Origin of the sequence: Streptomyces sp. NRRL S-1813 (assembly GCF_000719605.1) — a bacterium.
Taxonomy (GTDB): Bacteria; Actinomycetota; Actinomycetes; order Streptomycetales; family Streptomycetaceae; genus Streptomyces; species Streptomyces decoyicus.
Genome location: NZ_JOHB01000005.1, coordinates 222477 through 239898, shown reverse-complemented (window position 1 = coordinate 239898; position 17422 = coordinate 222477). Strand labels below are relative to the sequence as shown.

The 17422-nt window shown below is 69.9% G+C and carries 10 protein-coding genes and 1 pseudogene; all 11 read left to right on the top strand.

From position 1 onward, the window contains the following. The first annotated feature begins 179 nt into the window (after window positions 1-179). The 11 genes and pseudogenes from nirB to IF67_RS41315 all read left to right on the top strand — a co-directional run bounded on the left by nirB (window position 180) and on the right by IF67_RS41315 (window position 17377). Window positions 180-2837, top strand: coding sequence for a nitrite reductase large subunit NirB (gene nirB, locus IF67_RS0111145; RefSeq protein ID WP_030984601.1), 2658 nt, complete (start codon window positions 180-182; stop codon window positions 2835-2837). Then, window positions 2834-3229: a nitrite reductase small subunit NirD gene (nirD, locus tag IF67_RS0111140; RefSeq protein ID WP_030984600.1), complete on the top strand. Its 396-nt coding sequence runs from the start codon at window positions 2834-2836 to the stop codon at window positions 3227-3229. The genes nirB and nirD overlap by 4 nt, the downstream gene beginning before the upstream one ends. 190 nt (window positions 3230-3419) lie before the next feature. Then, the gene (locus IF67_RS0111135; protein WP_051817888.1) at window positions 3420-3929 is read left to right on the top strand and encodes an SRPBCC family protein; all 510 of its coding nucleotides are present in this window, start codon (window positions 3420-3422) and stop codon (window positions 3927-3929) included. Window positions 3930-4108: 179 nt separating this feature from the next. Next, entirely contained in the window at window positions 4109-4414 is a 306-nt protein-coding gene (locus IF67_RS0111130; RefSeq protein ID WP_030984596.1) for an ArsR/SmtB family transcription factor, read from the top strand. A 130-nt stretch (window positions 4415-4544) separates the two neighbouring features. Further along, a complete protein-coding gene (locus tag IF67_RS0111125) occupies window positions 4545-5489 on the top strand; it encodes an oxidoreductase (RefSeq protein WP_030984593.1) in 945 nt (314 codons plus the stop codon). Window positions 5490-5695: 206 nt separating this feature from the next. Then, window positions 5696-6223, top strand: a pseudogene (locus tag IF67_RS44790) (amino acid permease); the annotation flags it as partial. A 344-nt stretch (window positions 6224-6567) separates the two neighbouring features. Then, on the top strand, window positions 6568-7368 hold the full coding sequence (locus IF67_RS0111115) for a maleylpyruvate isomerase family mycothiol-dependent enzyme (protein ID WP_030984590.1): 801 nt from the start codon (window positions 6568-6570) through the stop codon (window positions 7366-7368). A gap of 181 nt (window positions 7369-7549) precedes the next feature. Beyond that, on the top strand, window positions 7550-7918 hold the full coding sequence (locus IF67_RS0111110; RefSeq protein ID WP_030984588.1) for a hypothetical protein: 369 nt from the start codon (window positions 7550-7552) through the stop codon (window positions 7916-7918). A 138-nt stretch (window positions 7919-8056) separates the two neighbouring features. Continuing rightward, on the top strand, window positions 8057-8557 hold the full coding sequence (locus tag IF67_RS0111105) for a hypothetical protein (RefSeq protein WP_030984587.1): 501 nt from the start codon (window positions 8057-8059) through the stop codon (window positions 8555-8557). Between the two features lie 109 nt (window positions 8558-8666). Further along, on the top strand, window positions 8667-15161 hold the full coding sequence (locus IF67_RS45705; protein WP_051817886.1) for a toxin glutamine deamidase domain-containing protein: 6495 nt from the start codon (window positions 8667-8669) through the stop codon (window positions 15159-15161). After that, window positions 15161-17377: an SUKH-4 family immunity protein gene (locus tag IF67_RS41315; protein ID WP_078889375.1), complete on the top strand. Its 2217-nt coding sequence runs from the start codon at window positions 15161-15163 to the stop codon at window positions 17375-17377. Before IF67_RS45705 ends, IF67_RS41315 begins: the two co-directional genes overlap by 1 nt. The last annotated feature ends 45 nt before the right edge of the window (window positions 17378-17422 follow it).

Here is a 17422-nt window from a genome sequence, read left to right as displayed (position 1 = left end):
TCACACGGCAGCCGCCCTCACCCACCGGCTCTCCTGACACGCCGGCCGCCCTCACCCACCGGCTCTCCTCACACGCCGGCCGCCCTCACACGGCGGCCGCCCCGCCACTGAGGGCAGCGTTCCGCACGGGAAACAGAGCAGATGCGGGCGGGTAACAGCCGGACCGCAGGCTGACGGGCATGACCTCGATGCCGCCGCACCCCGATGCCACGCCGGACGCCGCCCCCGGCACCCCCACCCTTGTCCTCATCGGCCACGGCATGGTCGGCCAGCGCTTCCTGGAGGAGCTGGCCGACCGCGGTGTCACCGGGCGGGCGCGGGTGGTCGTGCTGTGCGAGGAGCCCCGCCCGGCCTACGACCGCGTCCAGCTGACGTCGTACTTCGCCGGACGCACCCCGGACGATCTGAGTCTCGTCGATCCGGACTTCATGGCCCGGCACGGCATCGAACTGCACCTCGGCGACCCCGCCACGGCCGTCGACCGCACCACCCGCACGGTCACCGCCCGCTCCGGCCTGACCGTCCGCTACGACGCCCTGGTGCTGGCCACCGGCTCCTACCCGTTCGTGCCGCCGGTGCCCGGCAAGGACAGCGCGGGCTGCTTCGTCTACCGCACCATCGAGGACCTGCTCACCATCGAGGAGTACGCGAAGAACGCCCGCACCGGTGTGGTGGTCGGCGGCGGGCTGCTCGGCCTGGAGGCGGCCGGTGCGCTCAAGGGGCTCGGACTGCGCACCCACATCGTGGAGTTCAGCCCGCGGCTGATGGCCCTCCAGGTCGACGAGGGCGGCGGCCAGGCGCTGCGCCGTACCGTCGAGGGGATGGGCCTGGAGGTGCACACGGGCGTCGGCGGCAAGGAGATCGTCGCGGACGCGGCGGGCGCGGTGACCGCCATGGGCCTGTCCGATGACTCCCGTATCGAGACCGACCTGGTCGTCTTCTCGGCCGGTGTCCGCCCCCGCGACCAGCTCGCCCGGGACTGCGGGCTGCCGGTCGGCGAGCGGGGCGGCATCGTCGTCGACGAGCAGTGCCGCACCGATGACCCGGCCGTGTACGCGATCGGCGAGTGCGCGCTGGCCGCGGACGGCCGGGTCTACGGGCTGGTCGCGCCGGGCTACGACATGGCCCGGGTGGCGGCCGGCACCATCGACGGGCAGCTCGGCGGCGACGCCGGAGCGCTCACCGGCTTCACCGGCGCGGACCTGTCCACCAAGCTGAAGCTGCTCGGCGTGGACGTCGCCTCCTTCGGGGACGCACACGGCACCGCCGACGGCGCTCTGGACGTCGTCTACTCCGACTCCCGCAGCGGCGTCTACAAGAAGCTGGTGATCGGCGCCTCGGGCGAGCTGCTCGGCGGGGTGCTGGTCGGCGACGCCGAGGCGTACGGCATGCTGCGCCCGCTGACCGGCACCGTTCCCCCGCTGGCACCCGAGCAGCTGGTGCTGCCCGCCGGGGTCGCGGGCGAGGGCGGCGGCGCGCTCGGCCCGTCCGCGCTCCCGGACAGCGCGGTGCTGTGCAACTGCCACAACGTGACCAAGGGGACGGTCCGGGCCGCGGTCACCGAGCACTCCTGCGGCACCCTCCCCGAGATCAAGAAGTGCACCAAGGCCGGTACCGGCTGCGGAAGTTGCGTCAAATCGCTGACCGCCGTGATGAACGACGAGCTGGCGGCGTCCGGCGCCGTCGTCGACACCGGTCTGTGCGGCTGCTTCCCGCACACCCGCGCCGAGCTCTACGAGATCGTCCGTACGCTGCGGCTGACCACCTTCGCCGCGCTGCTGGACTCGCACGGCCGCCCGGAGGCCCGGAACGGCGACGGCTGCGAGGTCTGCAAGCCCACGGTCGGCTCGATCATCGCCTCCCTCGCGCCCTCCGTCGGCGCCGGCGGCTACGTCCTGGACGGTGAGCAGGCCGCCCTCCAGGACACCAACGACCACTTCCTCGCCAACCTCCAGCGCAACGGCTCGTACTCGATCGTGCCGCGCATCCCCGGCGGGGAGATCACCCCGGAGAAGCTGATCGTGATCGGCGAGGTCGCCCGCGACTTCGGCCTCTACACCAAGATTACCGGCGGTCAGCGTATCGATCTCTTCGGCGCCCGGGTCGACCAACTCCCGGCGGTGTGGGGCCGGCTGGTGGCGGCCGGCTTCGAGTCCGGCCATGCGTACGGCAAGGCGCTGCGCACCGTGAAGTCGTGCGTCGGCCAGACCTGGTGCCGCTACGGCGTCCAGGACTCGGTCCGTATGGCCATCGAACTGGAGCTGCGCTACCGGGGCCTGCGCTCCCCGCACAAGCTGAAGTCCGCGGTCTCCGGGTGCGCGAGGGAGTGCGCGGAGGCCCGCGGCAAGGACTTCGGCATCATCGCCACCTCCAACGGCTGGAATCTGTACGTGGGCGGAAACGGCGGCGCCGATCCGCGCCACGCCGACCTGCTCGCCCAGGACTTGAGCGACGCCGAGCTGATCCGCCTGATCGACCGCTTCCTGATGTTCTACATCCGCACCGCCGACCGGCTGGAGCGCACCTCCGCCTGGCTGGAGCGGATCGAGGGCGGCCTCGACCACGTGCGGGACGTCGTCGTCCATGACTCCCTGGGCCTGTGCGACGAGCTGGAGGCCCTGATGGCCGCCCATGTCACCCATTACCGCGACGAGTGGGCCGAGACCCTCGCCGACCCCGAACGGCTCGCCCGCTTCGTCTCCTTCGTCAACGCGCCCGACGCGCCGGACCCGTCCGTGCGCTTCGTGCCGGAGCGCGACCAGGTCAAGCCGGATCTCACACTGCTGGCCGGGCCGACACTGCCCGTTCGCACACTGGAAGGGACCTCTGTCCGATGACCACTGCCACCGCACCGCTCACCCTCCCCGAAGACGTCGCCACGGCCACCACGGTCGAGATCCGCTGCCCCCAGCAGGGCTGGGTCGCCGTCTGCACGCTGGACGACCTCACCCCCGGGCGCGGGGTCGCCGCCCTCCTCCCGGACGGCACCCAGGCCGCCCTCTTCGTCGACCGCGCCGGCCAGGCGTACGCCATCGCCAACCGCGACCCGTTCACCGGCGCCCAGGTCCTCTCCCGCGGCCTGACCGGCTCGGCCGACGGCCGTACGTTCGTGGCATCACCGCTGCTCAAGCAGCGTTTCGACCTGTCGTCGGGGGACTGCCTGGACGATCCGTCGGTCTCGGTGGCGACCTATGGCGTGCGGACGACGGGCGGGGGGCGCGACTGCTGATCCGACCCGCTTGGTGGCTGCTGCCCGCCATGTGCTGCCGCCTGCTGTCTTCCGCCTGCCGCCTGCCGCCTGCCGCGCCTGACCGCGAAGTGCAACCTGCCGGTTGCACCTCCTCGCCTTACGTGCAACCATGAGGTAGCACGTAAGGCATGGGCATCAGCCGGCTCGGGATCGGCAGGAGGGTCACCTCATGAGCACTGACAGCAAGAGCAAGCAGGGCAACGGCAGCGGCAAGGGTGCGGGCGACACCAAGGACCGCATCGAACGGGAGATCAGCATCGCCGCGCCCGTGGAGCGGGTCTGGGCCGTGCTCACCGAGCCGGAGCACGTCGGCTCGTGGTTCGGCCAGGGCGAGCCGACGCCGGTCGACCTGCGGCCGGGCGGCATCATGGAGCTCGACCACGGGGAGTACGGCCAGTTCCCGACCAAAATCGTGAAGGTGGACCCGCCGCACCACTTCTCGTACCGCTGGGCCAGCGCGTACCCCGGTGACGTGGCGGTCGAGGGCAACTCCACCCTCGTCGAATTCACCCTCACCCCGGAGGGCGACGGCACCCGTCTGCGCGTCGTGGAGAGCGGATTCACCGGTCTCGTCATCCCCGAGGAGCGGAGGAAGACCGCCGGGTACGAGAGCCACTCCGAAGGCTGGTCCGGCCAGGTGGAGAACATCCGGCGGTACGCGGAGCAGCTCGCGGCATGACGAGGGCCGGAGGAGCGGACGTGGGCGGGGGCACGGGCGCGGGCCCGCGCGAGGGTGGGGGCGGGAACGCTGGTCCGGGCTCGGGCGCGGACGCTCATGCCGGTACGGGCTCGGACGCCGGTACGGGCTCGGACGCCGGTACGGGCTCGGACGCCGGTACGGGCTCGGGCGCAGACGCCGTGGCGGAGGTGTTCTCCGCGCTGGCGGACCCCACCCGCCGCCGGATACTCGACGCCCTCGCCGCACACGGCGAGGCGACCGCCACGGTCCTGGCGGCCGAACTTCCGGTCAGCCGCCAGGCCATCGTCAAACACCTGGGGGTCCTCGACCGGGCCGGGCTGGTCGCCGGCCACCGGGAGGGGCGGGAGGCGCGCTACCGGGTCATACCGGAGCGGCTCGGGGTCACCGCCCGGTGGATGGACCGGGTGGCCGCCGCGTGGGACACCCGCCTCTCGGCGATCAAGCGCCTCGCCGAGGGCGAGTGACCCCGCGTCCGAGGGACGCTCACCGGGCGAGCTGTTCCGGCCACCGCCCGCCCGCCACCCGTCCCTTCCCCTCCGACCCCGGCCGCCCCACCCACGTACTCTGGTCGCCCCCCTACGGAGGAGCACAGGCGTGACCCGGTGGAACACCAGCCACATCCCCGACCAGACCGGCCGCTCGGCAGTCGTCACAGGTGCCAACAGCGGTCTCGGCTACGCCACCGCACGCGAACTGGCCCGCCATGGCGCCCGCGTGCTGCTGGCCTGCCGCGATGAGGCACGGGGCCGCGCCGCCCTGGACCGTCTGCGGTCCGAAGTCCCCACGGCTGAGGCCGAGTTCCGACGGCTCGACCTGGCCGATCTGTCCTCCGTACGGGACTTCGCCGCCACCCTCGACGATTTCGACGGCGACCGCCTCGACCTGCTCATCAACAACGCGGGCGTGATGGCACTGCCGTACCGCACCACCGCCGACGGCTTCGAGATGCAGTTCGGCACCAACCACCTCGGCCACTTCGCGCTGACCGGGCTGCTGCTGCCCAAGCTCCTCGCCACACCCGGCGCCCGGGTCGTCACCGTCTCCAGCATGCTGCACGCCCTCGCCGACCTCGATCACACCGATCTCAACAGCGCGCGGTCCTACCGTCGCTGGGTCGCGTACGGCCGCTCCAAGAGCGCCAATCTGCTCTTCGTCCACGAGCTGACCCGGCGGCTGGCCGCGGCCGGCTCACAGGTCGTCGCGGCCGCCGCGCACCCCGGATACGCCTCCACCAATCTGATGACCGCGGGCGTCCGGATGGAGGGACGCACCTCCACCGAGCGGATCATCGACCTCGGCACCCGCCTCATCGCCCAGTCCCCGGACGGCGGCGCCCTGGGCACCCTCTGTGCGGCCACCGCCCCGCACATGCGGCCGGACTCCTTCATCGGCCCGCGCAACGGCCTGCGCGGCGCCCCCGTCCAGTCCTTCCGCGCCCCCTGGACCAAGAAGGACGCCAACGGCGAGCGCCTGTGGGCGGCCTCGGAAGAACTCACCGGCGTCCACTACGACTTCTCACGGCCGGCGTCGGCGCTCTGACCTGCGTCGGAAGGGAAGTTGGCCGGGAGTTGGCCGCTCCCCGCGTCAAGACCGCCAAGGGACCGCCAGGGACCGCCAAGGGACCGCCAGGGACCGCCAAGGGACCGCCAGGGACCGCCAAGGGACCGCCAGGGACCGCTGACGGCGGCCGTCGTGCCCGCACGCTGAGTGGTCCAGCACGGTGTTGCACGGAGGTACGACGACAGATGTCGATGGTTTCCCGGCCCGATGGCCGGCCCGAGGAACCGCCGGATACCGCTGCCGGCCCGGTCCACGGGCGGCCGGGCCACGGCTCGGGAGACATCACCGCCCACGGCTCCGACGGCGCCACCGCCTCCACTTCCGTATCTACATCCACACCCGCTGCCGCACCCGACTCCCGCCACCGCCTCACCGCCCTCCAGGGCCTGGCCGCCCTCTCGCTCGACGCCATGGCGTCCGTCGCCTACGGCCCCGAGTCGATCGTGCTGGTCCTTGCCGCGGCAGGCGGCTACGGCCTCGGCTTCACCCTCCCCGTCACGCTCGCCATCGCCGCACTGCTCGCCGTACTGATCGCCTCGTACCGCCAGGTGATCGCCGCCTACCCCGACGGCGGCGGCTCGTACGCGGTGGCCAGGACCCACCTGGGCCGCCGCACTTCCCTGGTCGCCGCCGCCTCTCTCCTCCTCGACCACGTGCTCAATGTCGCGGTCTCCGTGACGGCCGGCGTAGCGGCGCTGACCTCGGCGTTCCCGGACCGCCAGGCCGCCGAGGCCCTGCGCCGGGACTGGGAACTGTGGAACCCCGGCGTGGAACTCCTCGAACTGCCCTCCGCCAACCGCTCCATCGGCGGCCCCGTCGCCGCGTACGTCACCGACCTCACGGCCCGCCGCCAGGCACCCGCATCACCGTCCTGATCCCGGAGGCCGAACCCGCCCACCTCTGGCAGCGTCTGCTGAAGAACCAGCGCGGTGCGGTCGTCGCCCACGCGGTCCGCCGGGACACCGACGCGGTCATCTGCCGGCTGCGGGTCCGGCTGGAGGCGGACGCCCGCATGTGGTGACACCGCAATATCGGTGCGCCGTCCTACCGTGACGTCATGAACTCCGCCATGGATTACGACGGACACTGCGCCGAAATCGTCCACCAGGCCGGTCTGCTGGCGTCCTGCCTCACGGAACAGGCCACCGACCTCACCACCATCGTCCCCTCCTGCCCCGACTGGAACCTCGCCCAGCTGCTCCGGCATCTGGGCGAGACCCATCGCTGGGTCGAGGACCTCGTACGCACCCGGGCGACCGCGCCCCCGCCCGACACCGCCCTCCGCGTCCTCCCCCGCGATACCGCCCAGAGCCCGGCCGAAGTCGCCGCCTGGCTCACCGAAGGCGCCCGTCTCCTGGCGGACACGCTGCGCTCCTCGGGCCCCGACGCCGAGATCTGGACCCCGCTCCCCTCCGGCTCCCCGCGTTTCTTCGCCCGCCGCATGGCCCACGAGACGGTCATGCACCGGGCCGACGCGACCCTGGCCCTCGGCAGGGACTTCACCATCGACCGGCGGGTCGCCCTCGACACCCTCGACGAATGGATGGAACTCGGCTCCCTCCCCGAGGTGTTCGACTACCACCCCGACCGACGCGAACTCCTCGGCCCCGGCCGCACCCTCCACTTCCACGCCACCGACACCCCGCCGGAAGCGGCCGCCGACTGGATCGTGGACCTCACCGGCGACACCCTCGCCTGGCGCCGCGCCCAGGAACCGGCCGCCGTCTCCGTCCGCGCCCCCCTGACCGACCTCTTGCTCCTCATCTACGGCCGCGTCCCCGCCGACAACGACACCTTCGAGATCACCGGCGACGCGGAACTGCTGGAGTTCTGGCTGGCACGGGTGCTGTTCGGATGAGCACCGGCGGAGGGGCGCGGCGGCAGTACATACGGGCACAGGGGCTGACGGGCTGGGCCAGGGGCTGGGCTCGGGGGCTGTGGGTGGTCGCATCCCCGCCCCGGAGGTGAACCAATCAGGCCATCACGGCGTGAGTTAGGTTGACCACCATCCACAGGACCAGCATCAAGGAGACAGCGTCATGACCGATTCCGACCGGCCGGCCGGCACTCCCGGTCTGCCTCCTACGCCGCCCCCGTACCGTCCACAGCTCGGACCGGACCCCCTGCCGACGAACGAGGCCGAGGCGCTGGTGATCGGCCGGCAGCACTTCCCCGAGGTCGGCTCACCAGGCGGGCCGTCCGAGCTGTACGTCCACGAATTCGACATCGGCTACCTGATCCACGCGAGCTGGCCGGCCCCCGAGGACCCCGCCGCCCGCCCTGCGGAACCCGGGGGAACCAACGTCGTCATCTCCAAGATCGACGGCGAGGTGTCCTTCCTGCCCAACTTCCCCCCGGAGTCGGCCGTGGAGCTCTATCACAGTGCCCGCAACCGGAGGACGTCCTGAGGCATCCGGGCCCCGGACGTCTCCCGCCACAGGGAGCGCCGGCCTCCCGCCGATACACCTGGTGGGCTGTCAACACTGGAAGCTATTCTTTGGCTTGAATATGGCATTGGGTGACCGTTACCGACACGGGGGGACGTTGTGGCAGGCGCTGGTGGGTTCCAGACCAATGTGGAGGGCCTCAAGGCGGAGGGCACCAACTTCGTCAAGCTCGGCGAGGACTTCTATTCGTCGGTGGCACGGCTGATGGACGGCCTGCACGCGCAGGGGGCGGGTCCGCCCAGCAATGGTCAGGAAAAGGCGCCGCCGGACAAATCGTTCGGCGAGCAGTTCATGAGCGGCCTGACGACGTTCGACAGCAAGGACGGCGCTCCGCCGTGGGGCGATGACGAGATCGGAGAGAAGTTCGGTGTCGCCTATGAGGGCGTGCGGGACGGTATGTACGAGTCGATGGGCCATCTCTCCGCGAAGCTTCAGGAGATCGGCAAGGCCCTGACCTCGATGTCCAGGAACCACGCGGAGAACGAGGACTTCAACGACTCGCTGATGAAGCAGCACGTCGAGAACAAGCAGGCGTGGCGGGACCCGACGGCCGAGGACGACGCCGTCACCCGCACCTCGTGGAGACCCGCGCAGCACTGAGTTCACCTGCCGGATCCGAAATCTGTGACGCGGCGGCCTTTCCGCGCACCCCGCGTCCGTAACACGTCTGAATGCGCGTTTTTCACGGGGGAGTTCCATCTTGTCTGTCATGCTGCCGGATCCTCTTGAGTGGGTCCTCGACATGCTCGGCTTCAACTGGCCGCACGCAGACGAAGACAAGCTGATCGCATGCGCGCAGGTCTGGCGCAATTTCGCGGCGGAGGTCGAGGGCCATCAGGCCCGCGGCAACAGCTACGCGAGCAATGTGCTCGGCGAGAACTCCGGCGACTCCATCGAGGGCTTCAGCAAGGCCTGGGAAAAGTTCTCGGGTGGTTCGGGGTATCTGAACGACGCCCGTGAGGCGGCCGAGGTCATCGCCTTCACGCTGGAGGCCGCCGCCGCCCTGGTCATCGGCATGAAGATCGCCGTCATTGTCCAGTTGGCCATCCTGGCCGCCGAGATCATCGCAGCCCAGGCGGCGGCTCCGTTCACCCTCGGACTGTCCGAAATCGGTGGCGCGGCCGCCACGCTGGCCACCCGTGAGATGGTCCGCAAGATCCTCAAGGAGGTCGCCAAGCAGCTGCTCGAGGCGATCGTTGAGGCGGCCAAGGAACCGGTGATCTCCGCACTGGAAGCGATGGTCTCCGACCTCATCGCCCAGACCGTCAACCAGAACTTCGGCGCCCAGAAGGGCTACGACCTCGGCCGGACCGCCAAGGAGGGCTACGCCGCCGGCAAGGACGCCGTGAAGAACACCGGCGAGAGCCTCGGCGAAAGCCTCCGCGACGGGGCGGGCGGACGCGCCGGACGCCGCGCCCGCCACGGCCTGGACTCCGCGGCGGGGCACGGGAGTGACGACAGCGGCTCCGGAGACGGCGGCGGCGACGGCGACGGTTCGGGGAGCAGGTCCGGCAGTGGTTCGGGCAGCGGCTCCGGCAGCAGCTCCGACGGAGGCGGATCGGGCAGCGGGTCGGGCTCCGGCAACGGGTCGGGGTCCAGCGGCGGTTCCGGCAGCAGCTCTGGCAATGGCTCGGGCAGCGGCTCCGACGGCGGTTCCGGGAGCACCTCCGGCAGCGGCTCGGACGGCGGCTCGGACGGTGGCGGCTCCACCACCCACAGCCCCCGCGCCTCGGACAACGCGGGTGCGGCGGGTGGACCGGACAGCGGCGGTGCGGGCACCAATCCGTCCTCCTCCGACAGCCCCTCCAACGGCTCGGACCCTGCGCGCAACACCCCCGAAGCCCAGCCCCTGCCGCCCCCGGAGCAGCGCTCCCCCTTCGACGAGGGCTTCCAAGGCGGCAACGACAGCCCGTACGGGTCATCCCACACCCCCGACTCCGGACACACCCCGGACGGCGGCCCCACCCCCGACTCCGGGCACACCCCCGACGCGGGCTCCACCCCGGACACCTCCCGCCCGGACTCGGACACGCCGAGCACCCAGCCCACGCCGGACAACTCCCCTGACTCGGCGCGACCGGACCCTGACTCGATCAGCACGCAGCCGGCGCCGGACAACACCCCCGACTCGGCGCGCCCGGATCCTGACTCGATCAGCACGCAGCCCGCACCCGACACCACCCCTGACTCGGCCCGCCCGGACCCCGACTCGGTCAGCACCCAGCCCGCACCCGACAACACGCCGGATGCCGTGCGGCCAGACGGCATCAGCACCCAACCGGCGCCGGACAACACCCCCGACGCCGCGCGACCGGATGCGGACGCGGTCAGCACCCAGCCGGCCCACGACAACACCCCGGAAGGGGCCCGTCCCGCCCCCGCCCCGGCCCCGGACTCCATCAGCACCCAGCCCGCACCGGACCACTCCCCCCAGCAGGCCGGGCCTTCGCACCCGGACGCGCCCCAGCAGGCCGGGCCTTCACACCCCGACGCCTCCCAGCCGTCTCCGGCCCCCTCGCCGGCCCCCGACCCCGTAGCCGGCAACCCGCCCTCCTATGGCGACAACTCCAACGGCGCCAACGGCTCCCCCGACGGAACCGGCAACGGCAACTCCAACGGGGACAGCGCGGCCACCGGCGGCGGCCGCGCCTCGATGCCGCATGCCGGCCTCCCGCCCCAGGGCGCCCCCGTACAGCACGCCCCGTCGTCCGGCCAGCCCATCCAGCAGCGCGACCCGGCACCCGGCGACCCCATGCCCACCGTGGACGACCCCGACGACACCACCGTCACCACCCAGTCCGCGGGCACCGCCACCATGCCCCCGCCCACCCAGCAGGCCCCCGACGCCGGCAGCGCACCCTCCACCCCCACCCCGCAACAGGCGCAGTCCAACAGCCCCCAGGCGGCCGGCCCGATGATGACGGGCGCCATCCCACCCCAGGGCGGCCCCGGCACCACCACACCCCGCGGCGGCACCCCGCCCACTGGAAACGGCAACTCTGCCGCACGCCCCACCAACCGCCGCCCCGATGGCTCCCAGGCCATCCGCGACGTCACCCAGCAGCCCACACCGGAACGCCCCGCCTACAACCCCCGCCTCGACGGGCCCCGCCGCGACACTCCCACCACACCCCCCGGCAACAACCGCCGCCCCGACGGCTCCCAGGTCATCCACGACCACACCCAGCAGCCGACCCCCGAGCGCCCCCCGCACAACCCGCGCCTCGACGGCCCCACGCCCCACCACGACTCCCGGCCCGAGAACACCGACAGCACCCGACCGGACTCTCCCCGCCAGGACGACAGCCACCAGGCCCCACAGGCCCCCACGAACCCGAGCGGCGACTCAACGCACCCCGACGCGAACCGAGCCGACAGGAACCGTCCCGACAGCGGCCGCCCCGACGCGACGCATCCCGACGCCGCACGCCCGGACACAGCCACCCCGGACACCGCACGCTCCAACACCACCGGCCCGGACGCGTCGCGCCCCGACACCACGCGCCCCGATGCGCCCCGTCCGGACGCCGCGCAGCAGCCAGACGCCACACGCTCGGACCGACCCCAGGCCGACGGCACCAGCCAGCCCCCGTCGCGCTCGGGCGCCCAGACCCCCGGCGCACCGAACCCGAACTTCCCGCACCCGCAGCCCCAACACCAGCAGCCCTACGCACAACAACAGCCTTACGCACAGCAGCAGCACCCACAGAACAACCAGCAGCCGCAGCAGACGCAGCCCACCCTTCAGAGCACCACGCCCCCTCAGCAGCAGAACCCGCAACAGCAGGCACCTCAGCAGCAACAGCCTCAACACCAGCCGCAGCAGCAGCCCGTTCAGCAGCAACCGGCTCCGCACCACCAGCCTGCGCCGCACCACCAGCCCCAGAACCAGGACCCCAACCAAACCCAGCCCGTCCCGCCGCAGCAACAGCAGGCACCTGTCCCGCAGCCGCCGAACCTGCAAAGTCACACCGGTGTACGCGTCGGCCTCAACGTGCAGCCGAACGGACTGTATTCGCCGTTCCCGCACGACCAGCAGGCACTGGAGGCGAGCTTCCCGCGGAACCCGGACGGCACTCCGCGGGCCTTCAACGACCCGTTCCAGCCCTGGGCCCAGCTCCAGAACGACGGCGGCCACACCGTCCTCGGCCGGTCCAACAACTGCGCCGACTGCACCCGCTCCTTCATGGAGTCCTGGTTCGGCAACCCGCAGGTGTCCGCACCACGCACCTACGACCCGGACGGCCAGGGCGGCATCGACCGCGCATCCGGCGAACGGAACGGCACCGCCAACATCGAGCAGTATGCGGGCACCACGTTCCGCAGCTCCGGCCCGAACTCCCAGGACGGCTACGCCCGAATCGCCGACGATCTCCGCGCGGCCGGCCCCGGCGCAGCGGCAGCGGTCCTGGTCACCTGGCCGGACAAGCCCAACGGCGACCCCGGCGGCGCGCACGTCTTCAACGCCGTCAACCACAACGGCAAGGTCGTCTGGGTCGACAGCCAGACCGGCAAGGTCAGCGAACAGCCCATCAACACCCAGGCCAAGAACGTCTGGCACCTGGTTCTGGACGCCAACCGCAAGCCGTTCGACCCCACCACAGCCCAGAACCAGACCCCCCAACAGCAACCCACGCAAAACCAGCACCAAAACCAGCACCAAAACCAACAGCAACAGCAACAGCAACAGCAACAGGCCCAGACGCAGCAGAACCCGCACCAGGCTCAGACCCAACAGCAAGCCCAGGCACAAGCCCAGGCACAGGCACAGCAGCAAGCCCAGGCCCAGGCACAGGCACAGCAGCCTCACCCCCAGGCACAGAACTCCCAGCACAACCAGGCCCAGCCGCAGCACCAAACCCCGCAACCGCAGCAGCAGCCGGGCCCCCACGCCCAGCCGCAGCCCACCCCGCACCACCAGCAGCCCGGCCCGTACGCACAGCCCCAGCAGCAGCCGCAGCCGCACGCTCAGCAGCCTCACCAGCAACAGCCCACCCCGCAGCAACAGCCTGGCCCGTACGCCCAGCCGCACCAACAGCAGCAGCCGTACGCCCAGCCGCAGCCAAACCCGTACACCCAACAGCAGTCGCAGCAACCCGGCCCTTACCAGCAACCCCACCAACAGCAGCCCGGCCCGTACACACAGCAGCCACAGCAGCAGCCCGGCCCGTACGCACAGCCGCAGCAGCCAAACCCGTACACCCAGCAGCAATCGCAGCAGCCCGGCCCGTACGCACAGCAACAGCCTGGTCCGTACGCACAGCCACAGCAGCAGCCCAACCCGTACGCACAGCCACAGCAGCAAAACCCCTACACACAGCAGCAGCCGGGGCCCTACGCACAGCAGCCCCAGCAGCAGAACCACAACCCCAACCCGTACCAGCAGCCCCAACCTGCTCCGCAACAACAGCCCAACCCGCAGGCACCGCACAATCCGCAACACCCTGCTGCACCCAACACATCAGTCGGCAGCTCGCCGAAGCCGAACTCCGCGCCCTCCCACAGCCGCACTACGGCGGACGCGACCGGCACCACCCCGCGCCCCGAGGACTCCGACCGCTCCTCCCGTCCTGAGCACCCCGGCGCCGAACCAACAGGAGCCGACAACGGCAAACGCCCGCAACCGGACGGTTCCGACGACGGCCCCGATTCCAAGAGGTCCCGGACCGGGGACAGCTCCAAGCCGGATCCGCACAGCGCAGAGGCCACGCGCAATGCGCGCAATGAGTCCCTGCCGCCGAACGAGGCGCCTGACGTGGTGCACTCGAACCGTCCTCCGGACACGTCCCAAGGACTGGTGCGAGATCACAACGACGTCGGCACACCCGTTCACAGGATCGAACTGGACCCTGAGAACCCAGCGGACAATCCTGCCTACGTTCACCTAAGGGAATGGGCCGAGAACGGCCGTCTGGCGCACCTGCTGGAAGAGGCCGCCAAGAAGCGCGCCGCCTATGTGGACGCCACACAGGGCGTCACGGACGCAAGGAACGCCCTGCACGCAGCCAGGGCGGATCACACCAAAGCGCAAAAGAACCACAGCGAAAACCCGAACCCAAAAAATGAGGCTGCTCTCGACGCCGCCAAAACCGCGTACGAACAAGCCCAACAGAACCACGCGGCTGCCCGAGCATCCGTCCCGGCCGACTCCATACCCCCCACCGCCTTTTCCGAGCGAGACCTCCGTCGCATCCTTGGGCCCGACTTCGCCGCCATGAACGACGGCCACCGGCACGTCGTGATCGCCACTATCGCGCGGATGAGCTTGGCGTTTCACGCTGACAACAGCGTCGGGAACAGCCCCGAGCGAGCTCCCGATGGCGAGTCCCCCTACCAGGGCGCACCACGACAGCAAGCCAAGGATCGGGAAGACCCGGCTACCGAATTCGATGAGTCAGTGGCGGCCGCACGGCGGGCCAACGCATCGAACGGAAAAGCAGATGAGATCCCCAAGAAGTACCGTGAACCCGACAGCGACGCGTACCGGGCACTACAGGATCTCCAGCGCGCGAGGTCGAATTCCGACAGAGAAAACATAAAGCCAAATATCGGCCTTTTGCTGAGGGATGCGAAGGATAACGTACCCGACTTCTCCGACAAGAACTACGCGGTCGTCGAACTCGTAGATGCGGAAGGGAACAGCACATACGTTATCGATTCGTCAGTACCTGCTCAGAGCGATGGAACAACACCTCGCCATTCCGAGCGACACCTCCTCCAGTGGATAAACCGACTCAACGAAAGCAAGGGGGAAGGCAGCGCATCATACCGAATAGCCGGGCTCTATACGGAGCGTGAGCCTTGCGGCACTCCGAAGGAGAGCCCGGGGCATGCCGACTGTTCACAGGAGCTGCGGAAGGCATTGGCCGCTCAGAACATTCCGGTGTATTACAGCACCACATATCGGGAAGATTTTGATGCTCGAGGCGCTGAGCAGGAGAGTAAGCGCAGCGAACTGGTCGAAGCTCGCGAAAAGTTCATTGCCGAGAACAGCAACCTGTCAGAAGGGGCGCTACAAGGGGCGCTCAAGAAGATGGGACTGACCGACGCTAAAATAAAGTCCCAGGTGGACAAGGTTCGGACAGGCAATGAAACGGAGATGTCGCAGCAGATGGAAGACCATCTGAAAGTTGTGAGCGAGCTCTGGGCCAGGACGAGGATCTCCATGATGGAACGCGAGCGAGCAGGGACGGCAGTCGTCTAATGCCAATTCAGGATCAGGCACCGGAACCCATGTCGGCAGCAGAAGGTGCTGCTCTCATCGTCGAGTGGTGGCAGGAGGGCCGAACCAATGGCGAGTGGGTTCATGTGGTGGAGCAGGCCGGACACGACGGCGCGACGGCGCTGCGAGAGGTCCACGGCAGGGTCGACGGCAGCATCCTGGTAGATGCCACGGGTCGTACCACGGAGGAGCTGGAGGAGGAGATCCTCCACGCTCTGGGTATCGACCTGTCCCCCGGCAAACGCAGCGCCTGGCGTACTGCGCTTCGAAGGCTGAACGAAGGCCGCCTGGTCCTCGTCGTCAACGCCCACCGGGCCGGGACAACACGGCTCTCCTTTGAACCGGAGCGATTCTTTGCGCATGCCGTCGGCGGCTTGAGCCGTGGTCGGGCGGGGCTTGTTGTTCATGGCAGCCCGCGTAGGCGCGTCCCCAAAGCCCCGGTCGTTGTCCGTTTGGAAGGTGACGAGCAAGCCGGTAAGGGCTGGCCGGCGGCTGTCCGCGCATTGGCACTGTCGGAGCCTCGCGTGGTGCCCATGCGTATGTGGGCCGAACTCGCCGCCGCGCTGAGCGGAGAGCCGGTGGCTGAGCACGCTCTCCTTCGGGTGCTGGAGGAGTTCCCTGCCGAGCTGGCATCGGACGAGCGTGGCGTCCGTTTCAGCGATGAAAACTTCGCCGATGACTTGCGCCGGGATACGGCCGAGCAGGACATCAAGCGAGTCAATCGACGCATGGCGGACCGGCTGCTGAGCATGTCGGCAGAGTTCCGGCACCCTGAAGGGTGGAGTACTTCCGGCCCTGAAGGTGCGTATGCCGCAACGGGACTTGCCATGCATGCTGCGCAAGCCGGATATCTCCAGGATCTTCCGGAGGATCACGAAGGGCCCTGGGACGTCTTTGGCGTCGTGCAGGAGGATGCCGGCTCCGTGGCCAATATCCCGCAGGCGGTGCTGCTGGATGCCGCAGCCTGCGCAAACCCCGGGGCGCTCCCGGGCAACTCGGCCGCCGCGGACGCCTCTTACCTGTGGCTGTACGGAATCACCCCAGCGGCACAGACGGAATGGGCTGCCTGGCTGCATCTCATGGCCATGGCCCGAGGAGACCGTCCGTTCGCTGCCGCCATTGCCGACTCCGGTGTCCGCCTGCCGTGGAAGGTGAAGTGGACTCAGTGGCGGCCCCCCGGCGCCTACCACCACCGCTTTCTCCCGTGCAGGGGGTGCGACGGACTGGCCGAAGTGCGGTGGCAGGGCCTCCCGGCCATCGCCGGTCTCGACAGCAACAGTTCCGAAGGCACCACGACCATTTGGGACCCCACCACCGGCCATCTCCTCGCCGGTCCCTGGCATGGTGAGGAGATCCCGGAAGAGCACCACGCCGATCTGACCTGGCCCCCCGGGACCGAAGGTGACGGCCCTGGGCCCACCACATTCGACGAGCTTTTCGAAGCGATGCCGGATGAGCCCGACGTCCACCCTCTTCTGCTCGCCTCTCCCGCGCTGACCATGGGCGACGTGACCATCCTGGCTGGAAACGGCGGCCTGTTCGCCGTCGAGCCCGCCGAAGGAGGCAACTTCACCGGAACCAGCGCGCCCAGGTTCCGGCCGCTTTCCGGTCCCTACGTCGCCGCGAACGAAACCACTCCGGTGGATGCTCCCCCACCGTCCCCGGCGGACTTGATCGCGCTGTATGGAGCCGATGAGATCCGCAAGTTCAGGGCAGATCAGGTCCCCTCTGAGCTCACAGATGAAGCGACCCGCCGCACGCTCACCGAATTCGGCCTGCCTGCCATGCAGGAAAGCGGAATGGGCATCTATCCCTGGGGAAGCATCGGACGGCTGCCGGAAGTCTTCGAGGAGGTCTCCTGGCCGTCTGATATCGAGCCGCCGCAGGAGTCCGGACCGTTCTTCCAGATCGGCTTCTGGATGGGAGGCGACCTGGTCATCGACGGCCCCTCCGGACACGTACTCCGCGTTCCGACGGAACAGGAGGAAGAACATCTCGAAGGCCTGCCTGCCGCATGCAGCCTGGAGAGCTTCCTCACCCTGGTCGCCCTGTGGATCACCGGCCTCCGCCTCACATCGGTCATCGACGACACGGACGAAGTTTTCTTGTTGAGGCAGCACGTACAGGCAGCCCAGGGGGAAATCGACGAGGTCGGAGCCGAGGCCGCTGCTTGGTCCTACATCTTCTCCAACGAGTGACGGTGGCGGGGACGCGGTGAGGGTCCACTCGCCGGACCAGGTTGG